The organism is Dyadobacter sp. HNCC25DJ186, assembly GCF_056895235.1.
The window spans coordinates 337,375-359,132 of record NZ_JBXHAS010000005.1 but is presented as its reverse complement, the minus strand read 5'-3'; the positions used below and the strand labels follow the sequence as shown (position 1 = coordinate 359,132).

Annotated in this window: 17 protein-coding genes; 8 read left to right on the top strand and 9 right to left on the bottom strand. The window is 41.5% G+C overall.

Translation table 11 applies throughout. From position 1 onward, the window contains the following. Positions 1-17 precede the first annotated feature (17 nt). From lon to AC1XUO_RS17560, 7 genes are all read right to left on the bottom strand, one after another. Positions 18-2,495: an endopeptidase La gene (gene lon, locus AC1XUO_RS17590; RefSeq protein WP_483331083.1), complete on the bottom strand. Its 2,478-nt coding sequence runs from the start codon at positions 2,493-2,495 to the stop codon at positions 18-20. Positions 2,496-2,664: 169 nt separating this feature from the next. After that, the gene (locus tag AC1XUO_RS17585; RefSeq protein WP_483331082.1) at positions 2,665-3,114 is read right to left on the bottom strand and encodes a DUF6702 family protein; all 450 of its coding nucleotides are present in this window, start codon (positions 3,112-3,114) and stop codon (positions 2,665-2,667) included. A gap of 115 nt (positions 3,115-3,229) precedes the next feature. Beyond that, positions 3,230-4,546 carry an RIP metalloprotease RseP gene (rseP, locus tag AC1XUO_RS17580; protein WP_483331081.1) on the bottom strand — a complete coding sequence of 439 codons (1,317 nt, stop codon included), beginning with the start codon at positions 4,544-4,546 and terminating at the stop codon, positions 3,230-3,232. Positions 4,547-4,749: 203 nt separating this feature from the next. After that, a complete protein-coding gene (locus AC1XUO_RS17575) occupies positions 4,750-6,555 on the bottom strand; it encodes a MutS-related protein (protein WP_483331080.1) in 1,806 nt (601 codons plus the stop codon). Further along, positions 6,555-8,372 (bottom strand): ABC transporter ATP-binding protein, encoded by a 1,818-nt coding sequence (locus AC1XUO_RS17570; protein ID WP_483331079.1) that lies wholly within the window; start codon positions 8,370-8,372, stop codon positions 6,555-6,557. Before AC1XUO_RS17570 ends, AC1XUO_RS17575 begins: the two co-directional genes overlap by 1 nt. Positions 8,373-8,558: 186 nt before the next feature. Continuing rightward, positions 8,559-8,873 carry a nucleotidyltransferase domain-containing protein gene (locus tag AC1XUO_RS17565; RefSeq protein ID WP_483331078.1) on the bottom strand — a complete coding sequence of 105 codons (315 nt, stop codon included), beginning with the start codon at positions 8,871-8,873 and terminating at the stop codon, positions 8,559-8,561. Position 8,874: 1 nt separating this feature from the next. After that, a complete protein-coding gene (locus tag AC1XUO_RS17560; protein ID WP_483331077.1) occupies positions 8,875-9,285 on the bottom strand; it encodes a nucleotidyltransferase substrate binding protein in 411 nt (136 codons plus the stop codon). Between the two features lie 217 nt (positions 9,286-9,502). Between AC1XUO_RS17560 and AC1XUO_RS17555 the strand changes: the two genes are divergently transcribed. From AC1XUO_RS17555 to AC1XUO_RS17535, 5 genes are all read left to right on the top strand, one after another. Then, the gene (locus AC1XUO_RS17555) at positions 9,503-10,072 is read left to right on the top strand and encodes an RNA polymerase sigma factor (protein ID WP_483331076.1); all 570 of its coding nucleotides are present in this window, start codon (positions 9,503-9,505) and stop codon (positions 10,070-10,072) included. Next, complete coding sequence (locus AC1XUO_RS17550) at positions 10,053-11,582, top strand: porin family protein (RefSeq protein ID WP_483331075.1); 1,530 nt, start codon at positions 10,053-10,055, stop codon at positions 11,580-11,582. Before AC1XUO_RS17555 ends, AC1XUO_RS17550 begins: the two co-directional genes overlap by 20 nt. A 91-nt stretch (positions 11,583-11,673) precedes the next feature. Next, positions 11,674-12,192, top strand: coding sequence for a QcrA and Rieske domain-containing protein (locus tag AC1XUO_RS17545; RefSeq protein ID WP_483331074.1), 519 nt, complete (start codon positions 11,674-11,676; stop codon positions 12,190-12,192). Between the two features lie 11 nt (positions 12,193-12,203). Further along, positions 12,204-13,103: a DUF5777 family beta-barrel protein gene (locus tag AC1XUO_RS17540; protein WP_483331073.1), complete on the top strand. Its 900-nt coding sequence runs from the start codon at positions 12,204-12,206 to the stop codon at positions 13,101-13,103. A gap of 15 nt (positions 13,104-13,118) precedes the next feature. Continuing rightward, entirely contained in the window at positions 13,119-13,685 is a 567-nt protein-coding gene (locus AC1XUO_RS17535; RefSeq protein WP_483331072.1) for a YceI family protein, read from the top strand. 19 nt (positions 13,686-13,704) lie between these two features. Here AC1XUO_RS17535 and lacZ read toward each other — a convergent pair whose 3' ends face one another. Then, on the bottom strand, positions 13,705-17,145 hold the full coding sequence (gene lacZ, locus AC1XUO_RS17530) for a beta-galactosidase, LacZ type (protein WP_483331071.1): 3,441 nt from the start codon (positions 17,143-17,145) through the stop codon (positions 13,705-13,707). A 183-nt stretch (positions 17,146-17,328) separates the two neighbouring features. On the opposite strand from lacZ, the gene AC1XUO_RS17525 reads away from it, so the two are divergent. Then, entirely contained in the window at positions 17,329-18,099 is a 771-nt protein-coding gene (locus tag AC1XUO_RS17525) for a type III pantothenate kinase (RefSeq protein WP_483331070.1), read from the top strand. Between the two features lie 20 nt (positions 18,100-18,119). On the opposite strand, the gene AC1XUO_RS17520 is transcribed toward AC1XUO_RS17525, so the two are convergent. Next, complete coding sequence (locus AC1XUO_RS17520) at positions 18,120-18,527, bottom strand: gamma-glutamylcyclotransferase family protein (protein ID WP_483331069.1); 408 nt, start codon at positions 18,525-18,527, stop codon at positions 18,120-18,122. A 149-nt stretch (positions 18,528-18,676) separates the two neighbouring features. Between AC1XUO_RS17520 and AC1XUO_RS17515 the strand changes: the two genes are divergently transcribed. Both AC1XUO_RS17515 and AC1XUO_RS17510 read left to right on the top strand, forming a co-directional pair. After that, on the top strand, positions 18,677-20,137 hold the full coding sequence (locus tag AC1XUO_RS17515; protein WP_483331068.1) for a TonB-dependent receptor: 1,461 nt from the start codon (positions 18,677-18,679) through the stop codon (positions 20,135-20,137). Between the two features lie 285 nt (positions 20,138-20,422). After that, the gene (locus tag AC1XUO_RS17510) at positions 20,423-21,733 is read left to right on the top strand and encodes a Gfo/Idh/MocA family protein (protein WP_483331067.1); all 1,311 of its coding nucleotides are present in this window, start codon (positions 20,423-20,425) and stop codon (positions 21,731-21,733) included. Positions 21,734-21,758: the final 25 nt, after the last annotated feature.

Here is a 21,758-nt window from a genome sequence, read left to right as displayed (position 1 = left end):
CTTAAAAATCTCATGTTCTAAGCATTCAGTGTTACAAAACCGCTTTCTTCTTTTTCTTTCTTTTCATCAGGGAAAACGAAAGTTGTCGCTTTGTTTACTTTTTCCGGTAGAAGCGCGATAGCCAGCACTTCGTCAACTTTATCCACATAATGGAATTTCAAATCCTGGATATAGTTTGCAGGTACTTCTTCAACATCTTTACGGTTTTTCACGCACATGATAATTTCTTTCACACCAGCTCTTCTTGCAGCCAAGATTTTTTCTTTAATCCCGCCAACAGGAAGTACTTTTCCACGGAGTGTAATTTCACCTGTCATCGCCAGAAACGGACGGATACGACGTTGCGTAAAAATAGAAGCCATCGAAGTTATCATCGTGATACCAGCCGAAGGACCGTCTTTCGGAACCGCTCCGGCAGGAACATGCACGTGCAAATCGTAATGGTTGAATATGCGGTAATCAATATCTAATTCGTCAGAATGCGCTTTAAGATAAGAAAGTGCAGTGATCGCAGATTCCTTCATTACATCGCCAAGCTGACCAGACAGCGTCAAACCACCTTTTCCGCGACTTAAACTTGTTTCAATGAACAGAATCTCGCCACCAACAGACGTCCATGCAAGGCCAGTAACGACACCCGCAAAATCATTGTCCTGATATAGATCTTTGTCAAAAATCTCTGCTCCCAGGAATTTTTCTACATGTTCAATCTTGATCGTTTTAGGGTAATCCTGATCCATTGCAACCGATTTTGCAATTTTCCGGACAAGTGTTCCCACTTTTTGTTCAAGATTACGTACACCTGATTCCCGGGTATATCCTTCGATTACCCGAAGAAGTGCCGCATCGTCAAATTTTATGTCGGTTGCTTTCAAACCGTGATCCTTACGCTGTTTAGGCACCAGATAACGTTTCGCGATCTGCAATTTTTCTTCAATGGTATAACCCGTCATCTCAATAATTTCCATCCGGTCGCGAAGTGCCGGATGGATAGTATCCAAAGCATTGGCTGTCGCAACAAAAAGTACGCGGGAAAGATCGTATTCTACTTCAAGATAATTATCTGTGAAGGAAGAATTTTGTTCCGGGTCTAAAACTTCCAGCAGCGCCGAAGCAGGATCGCCCCGGTAATCGGAGCTTACCTTATCAATTTCATCAAGAATAAAAACCGGATTTGCAGAACCCGCTTTTTTGATATTCTGGACTATTTTTCCAGGCATTGCGCCGATATAGGTTTTACGATGTCCGCGTATTTCTGCTTCATCATGCACACCACCGAGCGCCATGCGGATATATTCACGGTTCAAAGACTTTGCAATGGATTTCCCCAAAGAAGTTTTACCTACGCCGGGAGGGCCATACAAACAAAGAATTGGCGCTTTCAAATTGCCTTTCAGTTTCAAAACCGCCAGGTATTCAATAATTCTTTCTTTTACTTTTTCTAAACCGAAGTGATCAGCATCCAGCACTTTTTGCGCACGGACAAGATCAAAATTGTCTTTTGTATATTCACCCCATGGCAAGTCAACCAGCGTTTCCAGGTAATTTAAGGTTACCGGATATTCTGGTGCCATCGGGTTAATGCGTTGCAATTTTGCAAGTTCTTTATCAAAATGTAAACGGACCGTATCCGACCATTTTTTCTGGCTTGCTTTCGCACGGATATCATCCATATCGCGCTCCGGACTATCGATTCCCAGCTCATCATGCAAAACTTTTATTTGCTGACGCAGGTAATAATCACGTTGCTGCTGATCGATATCAGAACTTGCTTTCGACTGGATTTCACGTTTCAATTCAAGCATTTCGATCTCCCGCATCATATACTGAAGCAAAAGTGTAGCTTGCTTGTGTCCGTTTTTCTCTTCCAGCAATCTTTGCTTGTCTGCAACTTCAACGTTAATATTTGAAGACAGAAAATGAATCAGAAAAACCGGGCTTTCAATATTATCGAGTGCAATTCTTGCTTCCTGAGGAATTTCCGGATTCAGGCGCATGATCTTGTGCGCACCGTCCCGAAGCGATTGTAACAGCGCTTTCGATTCTTTTTTAGTAGGAGCAATAAAGGTATCTTCAATCGCTTCAACCTCGGCAGTCAGGTATGGGTCTTCGCTTAAAATCTTTTTAATCTCAAAACGCTGACGCCCCTGAACGATGATCGTAACATTACCATCCGGTAAAGTTATCATTTTAAGAATGTGTGCAACCGTTCCGATCTTATGCAGATCTTCCGCCGTAGGATCTTCTTTATTGGGTTTTGCCTGCGTGACAGCACCCAGAATCCGCATGTTGATATCCGAATTCCGATATATTTTTTTTACTAAACGAATAGCTTTCTGGCGCACTACGGTAACCGGAATTACCATACCAGGAAAAAGTACAGTTTGCCTGATTGGCAAAATAGCAAGCTCATTAGGTACTTCAAATGGTTCATCGGATCCCTCAGGACCACCAAGGGGGACAATTTCCAGGCTATCTAAATCCGAATCGGACATAAGTAGCCGACTATAGAGGTCAGATGGTTCAAATTTCATAGGCATTCTGCCATAATGACAGATAATCTTTTCCTAATTTATAAATAATGACTTTCAAAAGAAAGGGAATATAAAAACAAAATAGCCGTGCCAAAGTAATTATTGTCAGGCCATTCTCTATATAACTCGTTTAAAGTGACTGTACTGTTTGTCCTTTTTTAAATAAAAAAGTTTTTTGGCCCGCCAGGGATTTTACATTGGTCATATTGACTTGATCGTCAAATACTTCCATTAGAATACTGTTCTGTAGTTTCCACCCCTGGGTAGTTTCGGAAAATGGTATTTCGAGATAAACCCAGGTTGCGTCGGCCTCTTCTTCTTTGCCAAGATACTGGACTTCTGCTTTTTTCTGCGCGTTGGTCAGAATAAAATGTTTGCGGATATACCGCTCAACGAATGGATTATTCTGATCGTTATTCTTGATCGTAAAGATCTTTTTGTTGTTGTCTTCAGAAATTCCCTTTTCAAGATCGTCTGTAAAAATACGGATGCTGATTTGAAAAGATTTTCCTGGTTTGTCATATTGCATTTGCGTTACGCTTACATGATATTCATGTTTTGGAGCAAGTGCGCTTGACAAACAAAAGATAATAATCAGAAATGGCAGAAAAAATATCTTCAATGCAAACGTATAAGAAGATGTAAAATTTGTTTAAATAACCGGCCTCTGTTTCAGAGACCGGTTAAAAATATTTTTAGAAAACAGCTTTCCAAACATCATTGAAAATTGCGAAAGCCATCAGGCCAAGCAACAATACCATTCCCACTTTTTGGGCATTTTCAAGAAAAACATCTGACGGTTTACGGCCTGAAATAATTTCATAGGAAAGAATTACAGCGTGACCACCATCCAGTGCCGGAATTGGTAAGGCATTCATAAATGCCAAAACCATGGAAAGAAGCCCGGTTAAATACCAGAAACGGCTCCAATCCCAGACTCCGCCAAACATCCGTGCAATACCAATCGGACCGCTTAATGCTTTTGAAGCTGAAACCTCACCACGGAATATTTTACCAAAACCTTTAACATTATTGAAAACTACGGCGAAAGCATTTTCCGTACCTTTAGCCATTGCCTGGCCCAATGTATAATTTACGGTTGTAAACGAAAGAAGACTTTCAATGCCTATACCAATAGTACCTTCCGCCGAAACTTTGACGTTTACATCTTCCTGTTTGCCATCCCGTAAAACAACAAATTTTGCAGTCTGGTTTTTCAGGGTTGGGAGCTGAGCTTGTAATTCGTGATAGAAATTAATTGGAGCGCCATTGATAGCAACGATCTTGTCGCCTACTTCCAGTCCGGCTTTTTCCGCAGGCTCGCCTGGGGCTAATTCTGCAATTTTAAAAGGTCTTGCAGGTCCAATGAAATTTCCTTTTTCTTCCGGATCTGATAGTTTTTCGATAAAGTTGTTGGGTATATCGATATCAATTTCCTGTCCGTTACGGTTCACGGTGTACGAACTATTACTTCCTAAAAATACATCTGAGCCAATAACATCATTGAAATCTGTAAAAGATTTTCCGTTGACTTTAACAATTTTATCTCCCGTTTTCAGACCGATCTGTTTCGCAAGATCACCCGCTACAATACCGTATTTATTAACTTCTTCTTTCGAAAGAACCTTTTCGCCGTCCTTATAAGCAATAACGATAAAGATAAATACACCGACAATAACATTTACGATAATACCGCCAAGCATTACTATTAGTCGCTGCCATGCTGGTTTCGAACGAAATTCCCATGGCTGAGGCTCTTTGTTCATAGCTTCGGTATCCATTGACTCGTCAATCATACCTGATATTTTCACAAATCCACCCAGTGGAATAGCGCCGATTCCGTATTCTGTTTCACCTTTTTGTATACTCCATATCTTCGGAGGAAATCCGATAAAGTACTTTTCCACACGCATACCAAACATTTTAGCGGCAAACATATGCCCCCACTCATGCAATCCCACCAAAATAGACAAACCCAAAATGAGTTGTCCGGCCATAATTAAGATTTCCATTCAGGTCTTTGAAATAATTGAAAATAGATAATGGAAAATTGAAAAAATAAACTGCTTACCTTATGTGATCTACAACTTACGATTTCAAATATTAAACTTTTACTTTTCTTGCTAATACAAATAAACGTAATCTCAAACAGTAAAGTTACGTAAATAGGATAATTTCATTTAAAAACCTTTTACAAACGGTACTTGGGCCTATATTATACTTCGATGTTTATACCCATCATACGCATTAATTCGGAAGCGTTGAACGATTTACAAATGCCATGGTGCAGTTGGTAATCAAATTTGAGCTGGCCGTTTTCGACATCTGAACGGAAATGGAAATTTTGGACGTAATTTTCATTAGCTCCCCATTCCCCCAATTCCAGATCATGCGTCGAAACGAGCCCGGCAGCATTTTTCTGGTGCAATTGGCGAATTAACGCTTCTGCGCCTTTGTGGCGGTCCGCAGAATTTGTTCCTTTTAAAATTTCGTCCAAAAGATAAAAAACCGGTGGTTCAGTTTTTTCGTCCGCCAGTTCCAATAGTTGACGTAAACGTTTAAGTTCTGCATAAAAAGAGGACGTGCTTTCTTCCAGAGAGTCTTGGGTACGCATGCTGCTGAACACGCGAACAGGCGCACAGGAAAACTTAGCAGCAGAAACCACAGCTCCCATTTGTGCCAGAACCAGATTAAGACCGATGGTTCTTAAAAATGTACTTTTTCCAGACATATTGGAGCCTGTTACCAAAGTGGTATGGCCCAATCCGTTCATATTAAAATTATTGCTTACCCGTTTTTCTCTCGGAATAAGCGGATGTCCCATTTGGGTTGTTTCGATATACACATCCTTTTGCCATGTCACCTGTGGCATGGTATGTTCCGGATAAGCAAAGGCATTTCCAGCCAGACTATTCATTGCTTCCGTGTCTGCAAGCACATCCAGCCAGCTGTTTAAATGATCTTTATTTTCAGCTTTCCATTTTTCAAGACCGGCAAGACAATGCATGTCCCACATGGTGGTAATCCCGATAAAAAGGGCAAAAAACGGATGATTTCGATAATCAAGTCTTTCAAATAAAACACCTGCTTTTCTCAAAGAATGCGCAGAACCGCGAATCATCGTCTGGCGTTGTTTCCACCATCTTGAACGGTAAGGTGCGGCGTCGGCGATATCCAGTAAGTCGGCATAGGCAGCCAATGTGAAACCCAGCGCAGTGGTCCGATTTACCAGACCTTGTAAAACTTCCTGGTAACGTTTAAGAATCACCAGATGCCACACAAGGCTCAGAATCAATAGCCATGCAGGAATTAATCCCGCATAAACCAGGCCTCCGATAGCCAAAGTAACCAATGGGAAAAAGCGCCAATTAAGCGATGACCGTAAAGAATCAGGCAATATTTCTGTGGACCAGTCGCGAAAAGCAGTGACCTGTTGGGCAGCGTGTTCGTGTAAAAGAGCCGTCGCTTCCCAGGATTGCCGGAGCTCCGGATTTATTTTAAATTCCTCAACGGCTTCCTGGCGCATCAGGATTTCTTCCAGTGGTGCGTGATTTTTCAGCCAGTTTGCCAGTCTTCGGGCTCCCTCAGAAGTACGTGTTCGGTTTAATAAACGGTATAAGGAGTAGTCTCCGAAAATATCCAGATCCGTGGCAAACGAATGATTTTTTTCCTGGAAATGAATTCCGGTATCTTTTCTTTTGAAACGGAAAGTTAACCGTTCAATTTCATCTTCGTTGATCGTCTGAAGATTCCGTTGGAAGTTACGTTTTGTTTTGGCAGCTTGCTGAAGGCGCATCAAAGCCAGAAATAGTATCGTAGCAATCGCCGTTCCAATTCCCCAACTGGATTGTCCGGTATTGTTCCAAAGCCATGCTGTCCCAAAGATGCTGATGAAGGCAGTAATTCGTCCAATGGCGAGCAAGTTGAAACGCTTCTGCGCAATCGTTTCTGCTAATTTTGCTTTTTGAAGTTCAGTTTCAAAAAAAGTGTGTGGGTTCTTGATTTCCTTTTGATTATCCATCAATGGCTTTCAGCGGTTTCAAACTGTAATTTAATCAGGCTCGCATACAAGCCATTGTTCAATAATGATAATTCCTGATGGGTACCGGATTCTGCAATCTGGCCTTCTTTGATCACGTATATTGAATCGACCATTCTGATGGTTGCTAACCTGTGTGCAATCACAATCGTAGTACGGTTTTTCATCAGATCATTCAATGCTATCTGGACAAGTTTTTCTGATTCTGCATCCAGAGAACTTGTCGCTTCATCCAGTATCAAAATTTTCGGGTCTTTCAGAATTGCTCTGGCGATGGCTATTCTTTGACGCTGTCCGCCCGATAATTTAATACCACGCTCACCAACCACCGTTTCAAATTTTTCAGGGAATGTGTCGATAAATTCCGTGGCATAAGCCTTTTTGGCGGCCTCTAAAATTTCCTCTCTTGTCGCTGATGGTTTTCCGTAAGCTATATTTTCATAAATCGTTCCTCCAAAAAGCATAACTTCCTGCGGAACGATCGCGATATTTTTACGTAATTCAGAAATCCCATAAGCATTTAGAGGTTTTCCGTCAATCAGAATATCTCCCGACTGATGATCATAAAACCGCATAAGCAACTGAATGATCGTCGACTTTCCAGCGCCGCTATAACCAACCAAAGCGATTTTTTCTCCCGCTTTAACATGGAAAGAAATACCTTTCAAAACGGGCAGATCTGCCCTTGACGGATACGAAAACTGTACGTTCTGATAGGAAATATCTCCGGCCATATGCACTGCAGAAGTTTTTGCAGATTCTTCAACCGAGACCTCCGAAGTTTCCTGAAGCAGCTCAAAAATTCTTTCGGATGCACCAACGGTTTTATTGATCTGGGCATACAAGTCGCCCATACCGCCGATGGAAGCACCAATAAATGTTGTATATAAAATAAATGTAAACAAGTCAGAGAGCGACATATCGCCTGATTGAACCAATCCGGCCCCAAACCAGATCACACCCACGATACCACCGAAAATGGCGAAGATAATGAACGATACAAATCCACCGCGAAACGTTGCCGCGTGCAGTGCCAGTTTTACAACACGTCCCAAAGCCGTTTCATAACGGTTAACTTCCAGATGTTCGTTCGTAAATGCTTTTACAACATTAACAGATTGAAGCGTTTCTTCAACGATTACGTTTGCCGCCGCTAATTCATCCTGCGCTTTTTTGGAAAGACGACGAATGTATCTTCCAAAAAACATGGCAGCAATAACCAAAATAGGGAAAGTCCCCATCATGAATAATGTCAGCTTCCAGGAAGTATAAGATATAATCGCGATCCCAACGACCAGCGTAGCAACCTGACGGAAAAACTCAGCAATAGTAAATGACAAAACTCCTTCAAGTTGCGAAACATCGGAAGTTACGCGGCTGGTTAGCTCACCAACGCGGCGTTGTTCCAGAAATCCTAGTGGTAGTGTGATGATTTTGCTATACGTATCACGGCGTAAATCAGCCATTGCCCTTTCGCTTACGCGGGTAAAGAGAAATATTCGCAGGAAAGAAAATATGGACTGAAAGACCAGAACAAAGATCAGAAAGCCTGTAATCTGATTGATCGTGTAGTTGGATTTGCCTTCAATAACTTCAACAATGCTTCCGACAAGTTTTGGAAAAGCAAGGGAAGTAAAAGTTGAAAGTGTCAGGAATACCATCCCGACGATGAAAATCCATTTATATGGAAGTATATAACGAAAAAGGGCGAATGTTTTTTTGAGTCCTTCCCAACTTATTTTTCTTACCGCAAAAGGAGATTCTCCTTCTGCTTCATCACTATTTCTTCTTTTGGCCATTACAAAAAGGTATTCGACACGCGTTTACTTGATTTATTCCTGAATATTTTTCCACATGAGATTTTAACCTCAAACAACTGATTACCATTTACCTATATTCAGAATGGCAAAAGTACGGAATAATTGATAATTAAGTGGCAAGAATAAGAAGTCTGACAATTGAGATTTGTCATGGTTCGGGAAAAATTAGTTGTCAGTTTTTTTACTGAAAAATAACTTGCCGACTCTGTTCATGTGGTCGAGCAACTCCGGGCTGGTTATTTGGTGGTAAACAGATAGGTCAAAAGTGTAGGGTAGTAACAGATCGTCGAGCTGTTCATCTACTTTTCCTAAAATTAACAATGTAAGATTTTTACCTTTCAATGTTAGATCAATGTCAGAACCATTTTTGAAGTTTCCTTTTGCTCTTGATCCATAAAGAGTAGCTTCCTCAATTTCAGGAAAATTTGATAAAACAGATTGAATGCGTTGGATAATATTTTCTTTTAAACCGTATTCCATATTAAATTAGAAACTGTGTCATTTTAATTTGAAAATCTTTAAAGGCGGGATAATATGAAGCAATTATTTTCTTCGTTATTTCATCAACAACTTCTTCATTGTAGGTATGCGTTGTCAAATTCCGGCTATTGATCATATCCATCCAGTTTTCTCCGTCAATAACCAGCCCTTTTTTGAAAGCTTCGCGGGTTGCGCTTCGGGATCCCATGATCGTGGAATTCCCTTCCATTTCAAAAAAATCCTTCATGACGTTCCAGGCCAGTTCGTGGGTATATTCAAATCTTTGTATGAGTCCCTCTCTTTCAAGTTCGGACAAGCCTTCTTTTTGCAGGACTTGAATTGCATTTTCAAGTTTTGAAAACGCTTTATTAAAATTTTGGAATCTTTGAACCCACCGAATATCCTGCTCCATAATTTAAAATCAGATACTTAGCTTATTTTCATTCACTTATTTTTGTTTAAAATTAGTTAAAATTTTGTTAAACCAGTCAGGCGAATTCCTTATCAGGGAAAACGGAACGGCCGGGACTGTTCGCCGAAAATTACATAATCAAAAAATAATAAAAAAAGATTTGATAGCCACGCAACCACTTTGCCGATAACCTCGTAATAGTAAGAAAAAGAAAGACATGCCCGAGTATAACTCCGCCGTTCTTCATGAACTACTCGACGGCTGTTTGAAAAAGAACCGCCGAAGTCAGGAGCTGTTGTATAAACAGTTTTATGGCTACGCTATGAGCATCTGTTTGCGCTATACACGAAGCCGGGAAGAGGCAAAAGAGATACTGAATGATGGCTTTCTGAAAATTTTCACAAAGCTGGATAGTTTCGATCAAAGCCGTTCTTTTAAAAACTGGTTGAGCAGGATAATGATCAACACCGCACTGGATCATTACCGGCATGAAATTCGTCATGAAGTTTTGGATGATGTGGAAGCTGCGGATCAGGTATTTGTGGATGAAACGGTTATCAACAAAATGGCGCATGAAGAAATAATCAGCCTTATCCAGGATCTGACACCCGCATATCGGTTGGTGTTTAGTCTGGCTGTGATTGATGGATACACACACGAAGAAATTGCTGAACAATTGAATATTTCCGTAGGCGCTTCTAAGTCAAACTTGTCGCGGGCACGGGAGAAATTGAGAATTATGCTATCCAAGATAAATATAGACAACTATGAAAGAGTTTCCAGATGACGAACTGGACAAGCTCTTCAGAAAGTCTTCCGAAGAGCTTGATTCCACTTTCGACCCCGACGACTGGAATGCGTTGAAGAGAAAGTTAGATGAACAGGATGGAAAAACCCCGGGCGCATTATTCAAAAAATGGTGGCCGATTGGTCTGCTGGCTTTGCTGTTTATTGCAGGGTTAACGACCTATTTGTTGACAAAAGACGAAGAAACCGGAAAAGTGAGTACCAGCCTTATTCCTGTTGAAAAAATGGTGACAGAAAAATCGGGTCAGGTTGATAATGAGAAGGTTGCCCAAAATTCGAATGAAGCTGTTTTAAATGAATCAGGCTCTGAAACGAAGTTAGAGGTAGAAAATGAGGAAATTGATAGCAATGATCAGGTACTTAAAAATAACCGGGAACAGCAGCGGGAGGAAATTTTACCCAATAAACCTGCTGATAAAAAATTATTTAGTAAAACTGAAAGCAAAAAGATACTGCCCCGTCGCTGGTCTAAGGCAGGCGGAGTGTACTTAGAACCTGACCGTTCTATTGGGAGAAGGGTTGACGGGGCATTTTATTCTAAAAATAAGTCTTCGGGACCTGCCCGAAGTCAGAAAGAAAGTTCTTTGAATGAGGAAAATATGATATTGGGGAAGGGTGAACTAAATACTGAAACCAATTCAGGTAATCTGAGAAACCGGAAAGAAGAAGAGAATAAATTACCGGTCTCTCCGGTTGCCAGCGGTGAGAATAAATCTGTTGTATCAACTAACTTCAACTCAGAAGCTTTGCAAAATAGATTGCAGATAAATGCGAATCTGCTAAAATCGAGAGCGTTGGTAACTAAGAAATCAAACAAATTACCGGAAATTGAAAAAGTTGAAACGCCGAAATTTACGGAACCAACCAAAGCCGCTGAGGAAGAAAGAGAACTGACACCAAAATTTGCAGTTCGGTTTGGTTTTTCTCCGGATCTGAGTTCAGTTGGTCTGAAAAACTTTACAAAACCCGGAACGGCGGTTTCGCTATTAATTGAGTATTCATTTCTACCTAAATTATATTTTCAAACAGGTTTGATGAGAAGCTCGAAAGGATATAATGCGAAGCCGGGAGAATATGAATGGCCAAGTAACTGGAACGATCAGAAAGCCCGGCCGACAAGTGTCGATGCGATTTGTAAGGTTATCGAAGTTCCTTTGAATTTACGATATGATATATCGCAAAAGGATCGGTCTCGATGGTTTGTAGGAGCGGGTGCGTCTTCTTACTACATGCAAGATGAAAAGTATGAATACAATTATGCTCCACATACTTACAATGTAAAATGGTACGAGAAAGAAGCAGCAACGGGCTGGTACTGGCTCAGCCACCTGAATGCTTCGGCGGGATATGAATACCGGTTTTCTAAAAGACTCTCACTTTTGGCAGAACCTTATGTCAGGGTTCCGATCAAGAAAGTGGGTTATGGAAAAGTTAATTTGTTCACAACCGGTGTCTGGTTTTCAATACGGTATACCCCTCATTTTAAATAAGTAATACAATTTTTATCATCATGGCCATTCTCTGGAAATCCGGGGACAGAAAGTCTTTGTGTCAATTTTTTTCATTCCTAATTAATTTATCATGAACGTTACGCAAAAAGAAACAATGAAAAGGGGAGAATTTCTTAGAAGTCTCAGCCTTGGAACATCCACCCTTATGGCCGTTTATTGCCTTGGCTCGCTGACTTCATGCAGCACAGGAGAAATGGATCCGGTTTCTACCCCGACCACGCCGACCACACCAGGCACTTCTTCGGGCGTGACCGGAAATGCTACGACTTCTGCGGGTGCCATCAGCTTTACTGTTGACCTTACAAACGCCACTTATGCCAAGTTAAAAACAGCGGGTTCATTCGCCATTATTGGTGATCTGATCGTGGCCTATTCGACAGCATCGGCCTATGTAGCACTTTCGAAAATTTGTACTCATGAGGGAACGACTGTTCAGTACCGTTCAGGGGAAAATGATATCTATTGTGCAAACCACGGATCAGAATTCAGTTTGACAGGAACAGTGGATAAAGGCCCGGCAGTTGCGGCGCTCAAAGCATACAAGGCTGTAATTTCGGCAGACGGAAATACATTAACAGTAACAGCGTAATCCCGAAAACAATGAAAGCACTCCGCCTCGCAATCATTTTAATTTTTGCCGCAACGACACTTCATGCACAGGATGATTTGCTCAGTGAGCTGAGCAAACTGGATAGTAACAGCACTTCGCCGGTACAAGCAACCTTTAAATCCACCAGGATTATTAACGGGCATTCGGTAGAAACGGTGAAGAAGAATCATATGGATTTTAGAATATCTCACCGTTTTGGAAGATTAAATTCCGGTTCTTATGAACTATACGGATTGGATCAGGCTACCTTACGCTTGGGCTTTGAATATGGCTTGACAGACGACCTGATGATCGGTGTGGGACGAAGTTCAGAACAGAAAGCGTTTGATTTTTTTGGAAAATACCGGCTGATCAAACAATCTACCGGAGCGAGGGAAATCCCGGTTTCTGTAACACTTTTCGGAAGTGCCGCTATCCGGACGGTGCGCCCGGTGACGGAAGAAGAACTGACCCGCAGTTTTCAAAACAAGCTTACCTATGTTTATCAGGCACTTATTGCCCGTAAGTTCAGCGAAAAACTTTCTCTGCAAATTACACCAACCTATCTATATCGAAATCTGCCCGAATTGCAGGGAGATAAGCGAGGGCTTTTCTCTCTGGGTTTAGGCGGACGGCTTAAACTGAGCAAACGTTTCTCCGTCAATGCGGAATATTTCTGGGCAGCACGGGATAAAAACTCAACGCTTCCATATTATGATTCCATGGCCCTTGGCGTTGACATCGATACCGGCGGCCACGTATTTCAGCTTCATTTCACCAATTCTCTGGGTATGATTGAGAAGCAGTTTATCGGAGAAACAACCGGAAGCTGGGGGAAAGGGGATGTTCATTATGGATTTAACATTTCAAGGACTTTCAGTTTTGACAAGAAAAGCAAGCGAGCCAGATAACTAAACAGATCATTTATGAAACATCATATAACCCTGAGCGTGATTTTCCTTGTTATGCTTTCAGGAATATCAGGAATAACTTTTGCTCAGGGCGGCATGTTTGCAACCGCGGCAGGAAATACAAAATTTTCATCCGAAACACCGATGGAAAATATCAACGCGGAGAACAAAAAAACGCAGATTTTGCTGAACACGGCGACGAATGAAATTGCCATTAGAATGAATATGCGGGATTTTGTTTTTCCAAATAAACTGATGCAGGAACATTTTAATGAAAACTACATCGAGTCTGATAAATATCCGACCGGAACATTCAGCGGAAAGCTGGATCAGGTTATCGATTTTTCCAAAAACGGTTCCTATGAAGCGTCGGCAACCGGAAATTTTACAATACACGGGGTCAGTAAAAACAGAACTTTAAAAGGAAAACTAAAAATCGAAGGTGGGAAAATAAACCTTACTTCCGATTTTGAAGTGGCTTTGGTGGACCATAAAATCGATGTGCCACAGATCGTTTTTGTGAAAATTGCACAATCCATAAAAGTGAAAGTAGAATATACCCTCTCGCCTTATAAAAAGTAGGAGAGGGCATATCCGGAAATTACCTTCTTCTCCTTCTTTTCTTTTTGGAAGCAGATTTCTTTTTAGATTTTTTTCTGGAAACCGATCTCTTTTTACGGGTCGGTTTCTTCTTTTTTATTTTGGAATATGATGAAGAGTATTTTCTTACTGTTGGTTTTACGACTTCTTCTTCATCCGCAGCATCGCCCTCACCTTCTTCCACCTGATCATCATTTTCTGATGCAACGGGTTCAATAATTTTTGGAGAAACAGCAGGTAATTTTGAATGGGTGATCTGATCGATATTCGAAGCATTATCAATCCCTTTCAGTCTGAAAGAATAGGAGTAAGGTTTTGCCGGCAGGCGGTACTGCTCTTGAACCCGAGGTGACCAGCTATCATCACCGCCTAATCCCATTTGTGCAAGATCGATATTAACGGTTGTCGAATTACCTCTGACGAAAACCGAAGCACGTTCTTTGGCAGCCAGTAATTCTTTGTCCGTATAATCATGCACATTAAAATTAAACACAGAATCACTGATCGCGATCAGTCCAAGACCATCTTCATTGGTAACGCTTGCCCAGCGAACGTCGGTTTTATTGCCGTTTTCCTGCGGACTGATGTATGGAAAATGCTGGTCAGCGACGATTCCTGCATATAATCCAATCTGTCCGCTGGTCTTCCGGTCTGCATAAGTTTCGAAAGGGCCATTTCCATACCATTCCACTTGATTGTAGCTCACCGGCATTTGAAACTGCATACCAACTTTTGCCAAATAAGGCCATTCGCCGGTTGGGGTGAATGTATTTTGTACATGAATATCACCGGATGCATAAACGGTATAAACTGAACTGACCAGCATGGCACCCGCTCTGCTTCTCAGACTTTTCTTCAACGTAACTTTATAAACATGCGGATTAAGTTTTTCCACACGTAGGTCGGTTCCGGTTAGTTTCAAGGAATCCAGATTCGCCTTTCTCCACTGCGCAGCGAAACTCTGTTTTCCACCTCCTTCGTCATTATCGGTCGGCACACGCCAGAAATTGGCATTTAATCCGGATTCCAGCATTTCTTCTTTTTTGTACGTAAATGAAGAAATTGTTCCGCTTTTTTTGTTGAAACTGACTGAGAAATTCTGGCCGCTGACAGTCACTCCTTTTCCCCGGACAAGGGATAATCTCAAGGCCGGGCTTCGTGTATAGGCAACATCTTTCGGTTCATCTGTCTCAACTTGTACGGGCACTTGATATGAAGCAATTTCATGCCCCGCGGCCGCCCAGGAATTCTGCTTTTTAAGACGTAGGCTGAGGTTTAAAAAATATTCATAACCACCATTAGAAACTGATTTTTTACTAAGAGGGATTTTGTAAGGTATGGTCAACTGCTCCGATTGTTTTGGCAGAACATAAAGACCTTCCAACTTTCCGTCGTCAACAGATTTGCCATTTTGCTGCAAAGACCAGACCAGTTCATAATCTTTCAGGGATATGAAATCGTAGTTATTTTTGATCGTAATTTGCTGCTGACCGGCACGAAGCGTATCAGGCGTTTCAAATTTTACATACTGATAAACCTTTTTGACTTCATTGATCTCGGGCTGCGGAACACGGTCCGGATTTACCAGCCCGTCACCCGCATTCGCTCCGTCGATGTAATTAAAATAATCCCAGTAAAGTGTCCCGTCAGAAGTTTTAAGCTGTAAGCCCTGATCAACCCAATCCCAGATAAAGCCGCCCTGCATGGTGGGATATTTCTCAATGACTTCCCAATATTCTTTAAAATTTCCGATGCTGTTTCCCATTCCATGTGCATATTCGCAGACGATCAATGGCCGGTTTTTATCTTTTTTTACTAATTCGATCATATCACTGACCGACGGATACATCACCGAAATAATATCAAAACTGCTTAATGTCGTAGGTTTGTAATTGCTTCTTCCCTCGTAATGAATCGGACGTGTAGGATCTGACAAACGGATATAATCAGCCATCGCCGTGAAATTTGCGCCCATTCCCGATTCATTTCCCAAAGACCAGATGATGATTGAAGGATGGTTTTTGTCACGTTCCAGCATGGCCGTTCCCCTTGCCAAAAATGCAGCTTTCCATTGCGGTTTGTCAGCCAGAATGATATTTTTCTGCCATAATTCATGGCTTTCAATATTGGCTTCATCCATGACATACAAACCGTATTCATCGCAGAGATCATACCACTCCGGAACATTCGGGTAGTGCGAAGTTCTGACGGTATTGATGTTATGCTGTTTCATCAGCGTGATATCCTTGATCATCGACTCCCGGCTTATTACACGACCAGTTTCAGGATCAAATTCGTGGCGGTTAACGCCTTTGATCGTAATTGCCTTTCCATTCACCAACAATTGTCCACCAGCTATTTTAATATCCCTGAACCCAACCCGCTGGCTTACAGCCTCGATGGTCTGTCCGTTTGAATTCAGGATTTGGATTGTAAGCGTGTAGAGATTAGGATCTTCTGCGCTCCATTTTTTGGGATTACTAACAGGAATGTCAATACGGACCGGAACTTCACCGCCTGATTCCAGATTGCCAATCAGATGATTCATTGGAGAAACAATGACTGATTTTTTGTCATCATATAAAGTCAATACCAGCTGATTTCCGGCGGCTGCCTGTTTGGAAAAATTCTTTACAAACGTGCTGACCTTCAATGTGGCATTTTGAAAACTGGCATCCAGATCTGTGCGTACAGAAAAATCGTTGATGTGAATATCCGGAACCATAATCAGGTTGACATCACGATAAATTCCGGATAACCGCCAGAAATCCTGATCTTCAAGGTAACTTCCATCCGACCAATTGACGACTTCAACAGCCAGATCATTTATTCCGGATTTAATATCTTCTGTAACGTTAAATTCAAAAGGCGTCATGCTATCTTCATGGTAGCCAATTGCCACGCCGTTCAACCATACATAACAAGCCGACTGAACACCCTGGAACTGAAGGAAAAATGTTTTTCCCTTGTCGCTTTCGGAGACATTAAACGTTGTCCGGTAAAGTCCTGTTGCATTTGTATCTGCATCAATGCCTGGCGGATTTGCTTTGAACGGATGTTTGATGTTGGTAAAAACCGGTTTGTCGTATGCTCTTCCTTCTCTTGCGCCCACTACCTGCCAGTTGGAAGGGACAGGAATATCATCCCAATTACTGGTTGAAACACTGGGCTTGAAAAAATCAGAAGGAGCTTGGGAAGGATGTGAGGCCCATTTGAACTTCCAGCTGCCATTTAATGAACGGACAAAAGGAGATTTTTTATCAAGTTGAAGTGCACTTTTTTCATTGGCATAAGGCACAAAATCAGCACGTCCTTTTTCCGTATTGACGCTGATGATTTCAGGATCTTTCCATTCCGGAACAGTTTGTGCAGAGGTTGATAAGGTATTTAAAAAGAGAAGTATAGAGAATGTTAGAAAACGGCAGTCATTCAGGTGATACATGTTTTTACTAAATCGGGATGAAGTTTTCTTATTACAAAAGTAACTTGAAAGCGAAGTTTTGGCTGTTTGTAAAAGTATTAAATGTAGTATCAAACAAAAAAGAAACTAAGCTTAAAAATAGCCTTCATTGCGGTTTTATTTCGATAATGCTTTTATTTGTTCTCTTAATATAAAAATCTGAATATGCTGCTTGCTGTCGATGTTGGTAATACGGATACTGTTTTTGGGCTATATCAAACGGGTGCCTGGTCGCATATCTGGCGTGAGCGTTCCCTTAGTCAGGAAAGCGAATCCCATTATGCATCGAAGTTGATGCTTCATTTTCTGGAAGCAGGCATATCGTTTGATGCGGTCAATACGGTAGTTTTAAGCAGTGTAGTTCCGGATCTTACGCCGGTTATTCAAAAAATGTTAGGATCGCTTTTTCAGGTTGAAACCATCACTGTGGGGCCGAATACATATCCCGGGTTAAGTATTGCTATTGACCATCCTCACGAATTAGGAGCTGATCTGATCGCCAACGCCGTGGCGGTGATGAGCCGTTATCAGCAAAACTGCGTGGTTGTTGATTTCGGTACAGCACTGACTTTTACAACTGTTTCGAAAAAAGGTGAGCTGTTAGGCGTGGCAATTTTGCCAGGTTTAGTAACAGCCGTAAAAGCATTATTTGCAAATACAGCCCAACTTCCCGAAGTACCCCTAAAGCTCCCGGAATCAGCGATTGGGAAAAATACAGTTCAGTCCATACAAGCCGGGATTTTACTTGGGTATGAAGGTTTGGTGAAATCCTTGATTCAACGGATCCGTTCCGAAATGGGTGGGGAATGTATTGCTGTGGCGACAGGCGGTTTGTCTTCCATTATTGATACGCTCCGGGACGAGTTTGTTGAAATCGACAGAAAGCTTACGCTCGACGGATTACGGATTATTGGAGAGAAAGTAAATGAGCATTGATATTATATTTATTTTAAATCTCAATTGCTGACATCCCTGAAATTTCCACTTTCAATTTTTTGCAGACTACTTAAATCCTGATTGTAAAGATAAACCCAGCAGGAAAGTAGCGATCCGTTTTGTATCCGGACGGGGATTATTTTTCTTAGATACAGACTTTGTATCTCGTCTTCAAGGACATCTTCATATGCGTCCAGTTCTTTTAATAAAATTTCTTTTTCTTCAAGTCTGTAAATTTCTCCATATACCTGGCTGTCAGCATTTTCATCGTATATAGCACCGGGATACCAGCTGATTTTATATAGCGATCCGGGGAATGTTCCTGCGCCTTCCCATGTTGATAGGCTATGCAGACGCTGAGCGAAAGGATTTGAAAATCCATGCATCAAAGTGCCGTAGGTAAACAAGAATTCGGTATCAGCTGCCATATAAATAAATAATTTAAATCTATCTGGTAAAAATAATATTAGATAGAATTTTTCGGTTCTAATATAGATTCCATAATTCTTAATAACTATTCAGAATGGGATTTTTCTTATATTTACGAGTAGAGCTCTTCATCTAACCCAGAATTGATATGTACGAAAAGAATCTCGGTACGAAACAAAAGGCGTTACGAATTAATCTTGACCGCCGGATTTATGGCTCATTTGCTGAAATCGGTGCAGGACAGGAAACGGCGGCGTTCTTTTTCAAATCAGGCGGTGCATCAGGTACAGTAGCCAAGACGATGTCGGCTTACGATATGACTTTTAGCGACGCAATCTACGGGACGGAAGAAGGCGGCCGGTATGTCGTAGAATCAAGATTGATGAAGATGCTTAACCGGGAATATAATCTGGTTGAAAAACGTCTTCAGGAGAAAAGAGGCGAGGAGAGTCAATTTTTTGCTTTTGCCAATACCGTTGTTGCGCTTAATTTTCAAAAAACCAACGAATCTCATGGATGGATCGGTTTACAATTTCAATTAACCCCACTTGGGCCTACAAATTATGTGGTTATTCACGTACGTATGCGTGATGACGAGAACCTTCTTCAGCAGCAGGCACTTGGGATTATCGGTGTAAATTTGATGTACGGATGTTTCTTTTACCACAAATCGCCTGAAATACTTCTATTATCGCTGATGGACGATCTTACGCCCGACAGGATAGAAATTGATATGGTTCGTTTCAGCGGCCCGGATTTCGTGAAAGTTGACAACCGATTGATGAGCCTTCGTCTGGTAAAAAACGGTTTTACAGATGCTGCTTTATTTGGCTCTGACGGCGGTGTTTTACAGCCTTCGGAAGCCTTATACAAAAAACATATTCTAATGATGCGCGGGCGGTTGCGTCCAATCACCAACGTGCATATTGACCTGATCAGTAACGGACAAAAGCAGTTTCTGGCTGAACCGGATGTGGATGAATCGAAAGTGGTTCTGGTTTCTGAGCTTACTCTGCACAACCTGAAGGGATCCGATAAAGATATTGACGAAAAAGATTTCCTTGACCGGGTCGATATTTTGTGTTCTCTGGGACATATGGTAATGATCTCGAATCACCATGAATATTTCCGCCTTGTGGCTTATCTTTCAAGACTGTCAAAATTGAAAGCGGGATTGTTGCTCGGGAGCCCAAGTTTGCAGGACATTTTTGAAGAAAAACATTATGAATTTCTTCCAGGCGGTATCCTTGAATCCTTCGCGACTTTATTCAGCAGAAAGGTAAAATTGTTTATTTATCCGACTTTACAACCCGACGGATCAGTTTACAGCTGTGAGAATTTTGTTGTTCCTGATCACCTTCGTCCTTTGTTCCAGTATCTTATCATCAATAACAAGATCGAAGATATTATTAATTACAACAAAGAACACATGCACATTACAACCGACAGTGTGCTCGATAAAATTAAACGTGGTGAGCCGGGATGGGAAAAACTTGTTCCTGAAAATGTGGCTAATATTATTAAAGAGAAATCATTATTTGGCTTGCCTAGTGAAGATGCGAGCATCAATGCAGTAAAATCTATTCACCAGGTTGTTGGTAATTTATAGGCTAAGATTAAGGTTCAATCTACTCAAAAAAAGAGCGCTTTCCGGCGCTCTTTTTTTGTTGACATACCAGCAAGAGCCGTATTTTAAAATTGAGGAAATAATTCAAATAATTGATGAGTAGAAAGTTTTCATTTTAGTATTAAATAATAAAATAATTGTATTTTAAAGTCAATTCGTTTCGGGGTTTCTATTTGAATAATTCGTCTAAAACATTATTTGTCAATATCATACCGAAAATTTCTCTTTCGACCTGACAAAAAGCCAAAATTCCTAAATCAAAGATTCATGAAAAAAGAAAACGAAGTTTCCCGCCGCGATTTCATCAGGAATTCTGCGGGTGTTGCCGTTGCCTTTTCTATTCCTTCGATTATTCCGGCCAGTGCCTTTGGTGCAAATGACAAAGTTCGGGTTGCCGTGATTGGTGTGAATGGCCGTGGACAGGATCATATCAAAGGTTATTCTAGACTGGCAAATGTTGAAGTTGCTACGTTATGTGATCCGGACGATGTGGTTTTGCAGACCCGTGCAAAAGAATTTTCTGAAAAAAATCCCGGGAAAAAGGTCAAGACGGAAATTGATCTTCGAAAAGTTTATGATGATAAGTCGATTGATGCAGTGAGTATTGCAACGCCAAATCACTGGCATTCGCTGGCTGCGATCTGGGCTTGTCAGGCTGGAAAGGATGTTTATGTTGAAAAACCCGGATCGCATAATCTTCACGAAGGACGGAAAATGGTGGAAGCAGCGCATAAGTATAAGCGGATTGTCCAGCATGGCGTGCAGCTGAGAAGTTCGGAAGCATTACAGGAAGCAGTAAAACACATGCGGGACGGTCTCATTGGCAATGTCTATATGGCACGCGGCCTGGTGTATAAATGGAGGCCGGATTTTGGAAATAAAGGAACAGAATCCATTCCTGCGGGATTGAATTATGATCTTTGGACCGGGCCGGCAGAAATGAAACCGTTTTCAAAAAATTATGTACACTATAACTGGCACTGGCATTGGAATAATGGAAATGGGGACATAGGAAACCAGGGAATCCACGAAACCGATATGTGTATGTGGGGACTTGGCGTGGATACCTTTCCGGAAAAAATAACGTCTGCCGGAGGGAAGTTTCTTTGGGATGATGCCAAAGAAACACCTGAACTGTTGACGTCATCTTTTATTTATCCGAAAGAAAAGAAGATCATTGAATTTGAGGTACGCCCCTGGATAACAAATGACGAGGGTGGCGTTGGTATTGGTAATATATTTTATGGCAGCGAGGGATATCTGGTCGTAAAAGGATACGACTCTTATGAGATTTTCCTGGGCAAAGACAAAAAACCGGGACCGACGAGAAAGGCTGGGGGAGATCATTACAAAAACTTTATTGATGCCGTGGTAGCACGAGATTCGAAAATTTTGAACGGGCCAGTCGAAACTGCTCACTTATCGTCGGGACTGGCACATTTAGGAAACATCGCTTACCGGACAGGCCGTGCATTGACTTTTGATCCCAAGACAGAAAAATTTGTGGGTGATGACGATGCAAATACTTATTTGACAAGAAATTATCGCGCTCCTTATACGGTGCCTGAAACAGTTTAATAAAAAAGTTAGCGTGTGTTTATAA

What these genes read in the sequence shown, in the direction of transcription:
- AC1XUO_RS17555 (WP_483331076.1), top strand. Translation starts at nt 9,503, where the DNA reads ATGCCCGAGTATAACTCCGCCGTTCTTCATGAACTACTCGACGGCTGT.
- AC1XUO_RS17545 (WP_483331074.1), top strand. Translation starts at nt 11,674, where the DNA reads ATGAACGTTACGCAAAAAGAAACAATGAAAAGGGGAGAATTTCTTAGA.
- AC1XUO_RS17525 (WP_483331070.1), top strand. Translation starts at nt 17,329, where the DNA reads ATGCTGCTTGCTGTCGATGTTGGTAATACGGATACTGTTTTTGGGCTA.
- lon (WP_483331083.1), bottom strand. Translation starts at nt 2,495, where the DNA reads ATGTCCGATTCGGATTTAGATAGCCTGGAAATTGTCCCCCTTGGTGGT.
- AC1XUO_RS17575 (WP_483331080.1), bottom strand. Translation starts at nt 6,555, where the DNA reads ATGGATAATCAAAAGGAAATCAAGAACCCACACACTTTTTTTGAAACT.
- rseP (WP_483331081.1), bottom strand. Translation starts at nt 4,546, where the DNA reads ATGGAAATCTTAATTATGGCCGGACAACTCATTTTGGGTTTGTCTATT.
- AC1XUO_RS17570 (WP_483331079.1), bottom strand. Translation starts at nt 8,372, where the DNA reads ATGGCCAAAAGAAGAAATAGTGATGAAGCAGAAGGAGAATCTCCTTTT.
- AC1XUO_RS17535 (WP_483331072.1), top strand. Translation starts at nt 13,119, where the DNA reads ATGAAACATCATATAACCCTGAGCGTGATTTTCCTTGTTATGCTTTCA.
- AC1XUO_RS17565 (WP_483331078.1), bottom strand. Translation starts at nt 8,873, where the DNA reads ATGGAATACGGTTTAAAAGAAAATATTATCCAACGCATTCAATCTGTT.
- AC1XUO_RS17560 (WP_483331077.1), bottom strand. Translation starts at nt 9,285, where the DNA reads ATGGAGCAGGATATTCGGTGGGTTCAAAGATTCCAAAATTTTAATAAA.
- lacZ (WP_483331071.1), bottom strand. Translation starts at nt 17,145, where the DNA reads ATGTATCACCTGAATGACTGCCGTTTTCTAACATTCTCTATACTTCTC.
- AC1XUO_RS17510 (WP_483331067.1), top strand. Translation starts at nt 20,423, where the DNA reads ATGAAAAAAGAAAACGAAGTTTCCCGCCGCGATTTCATCAGGAATTCT.
- AC1XUO_RS17550 (WP_483331075.1), top strand. Translation starts at nt 10,053, where the DNA reads ATGAAAGAGTTTCCAGATGACGAACTGGACAAGCTCTTCAGAAAGTCT.
- AC1XUO_RS17520 (WP_483331069.1), bottom strand. Translation starts at nt 18,527, where the DNA reads ATGGCAGCTGATACCGAATTCTTGTTTACCTACGGCACTTTGATGCAT.
- AC1XUO_RS17540 (WP_483331073.1), top strand. Translation starts at nt 12,204, where the DNA reads ATGAAAGCACTCCGCCTCGCAATCATTTTAATTTTTGCCGCAACGACA.
- AC1XUO_RS17515 (WP_483331068.1), top strand. Translation starts at nt 18,677, where the DNA reads ATGTACGAAAAGAATCTCGGTACGAAACAAAAGGCGTTACGAATTAAT.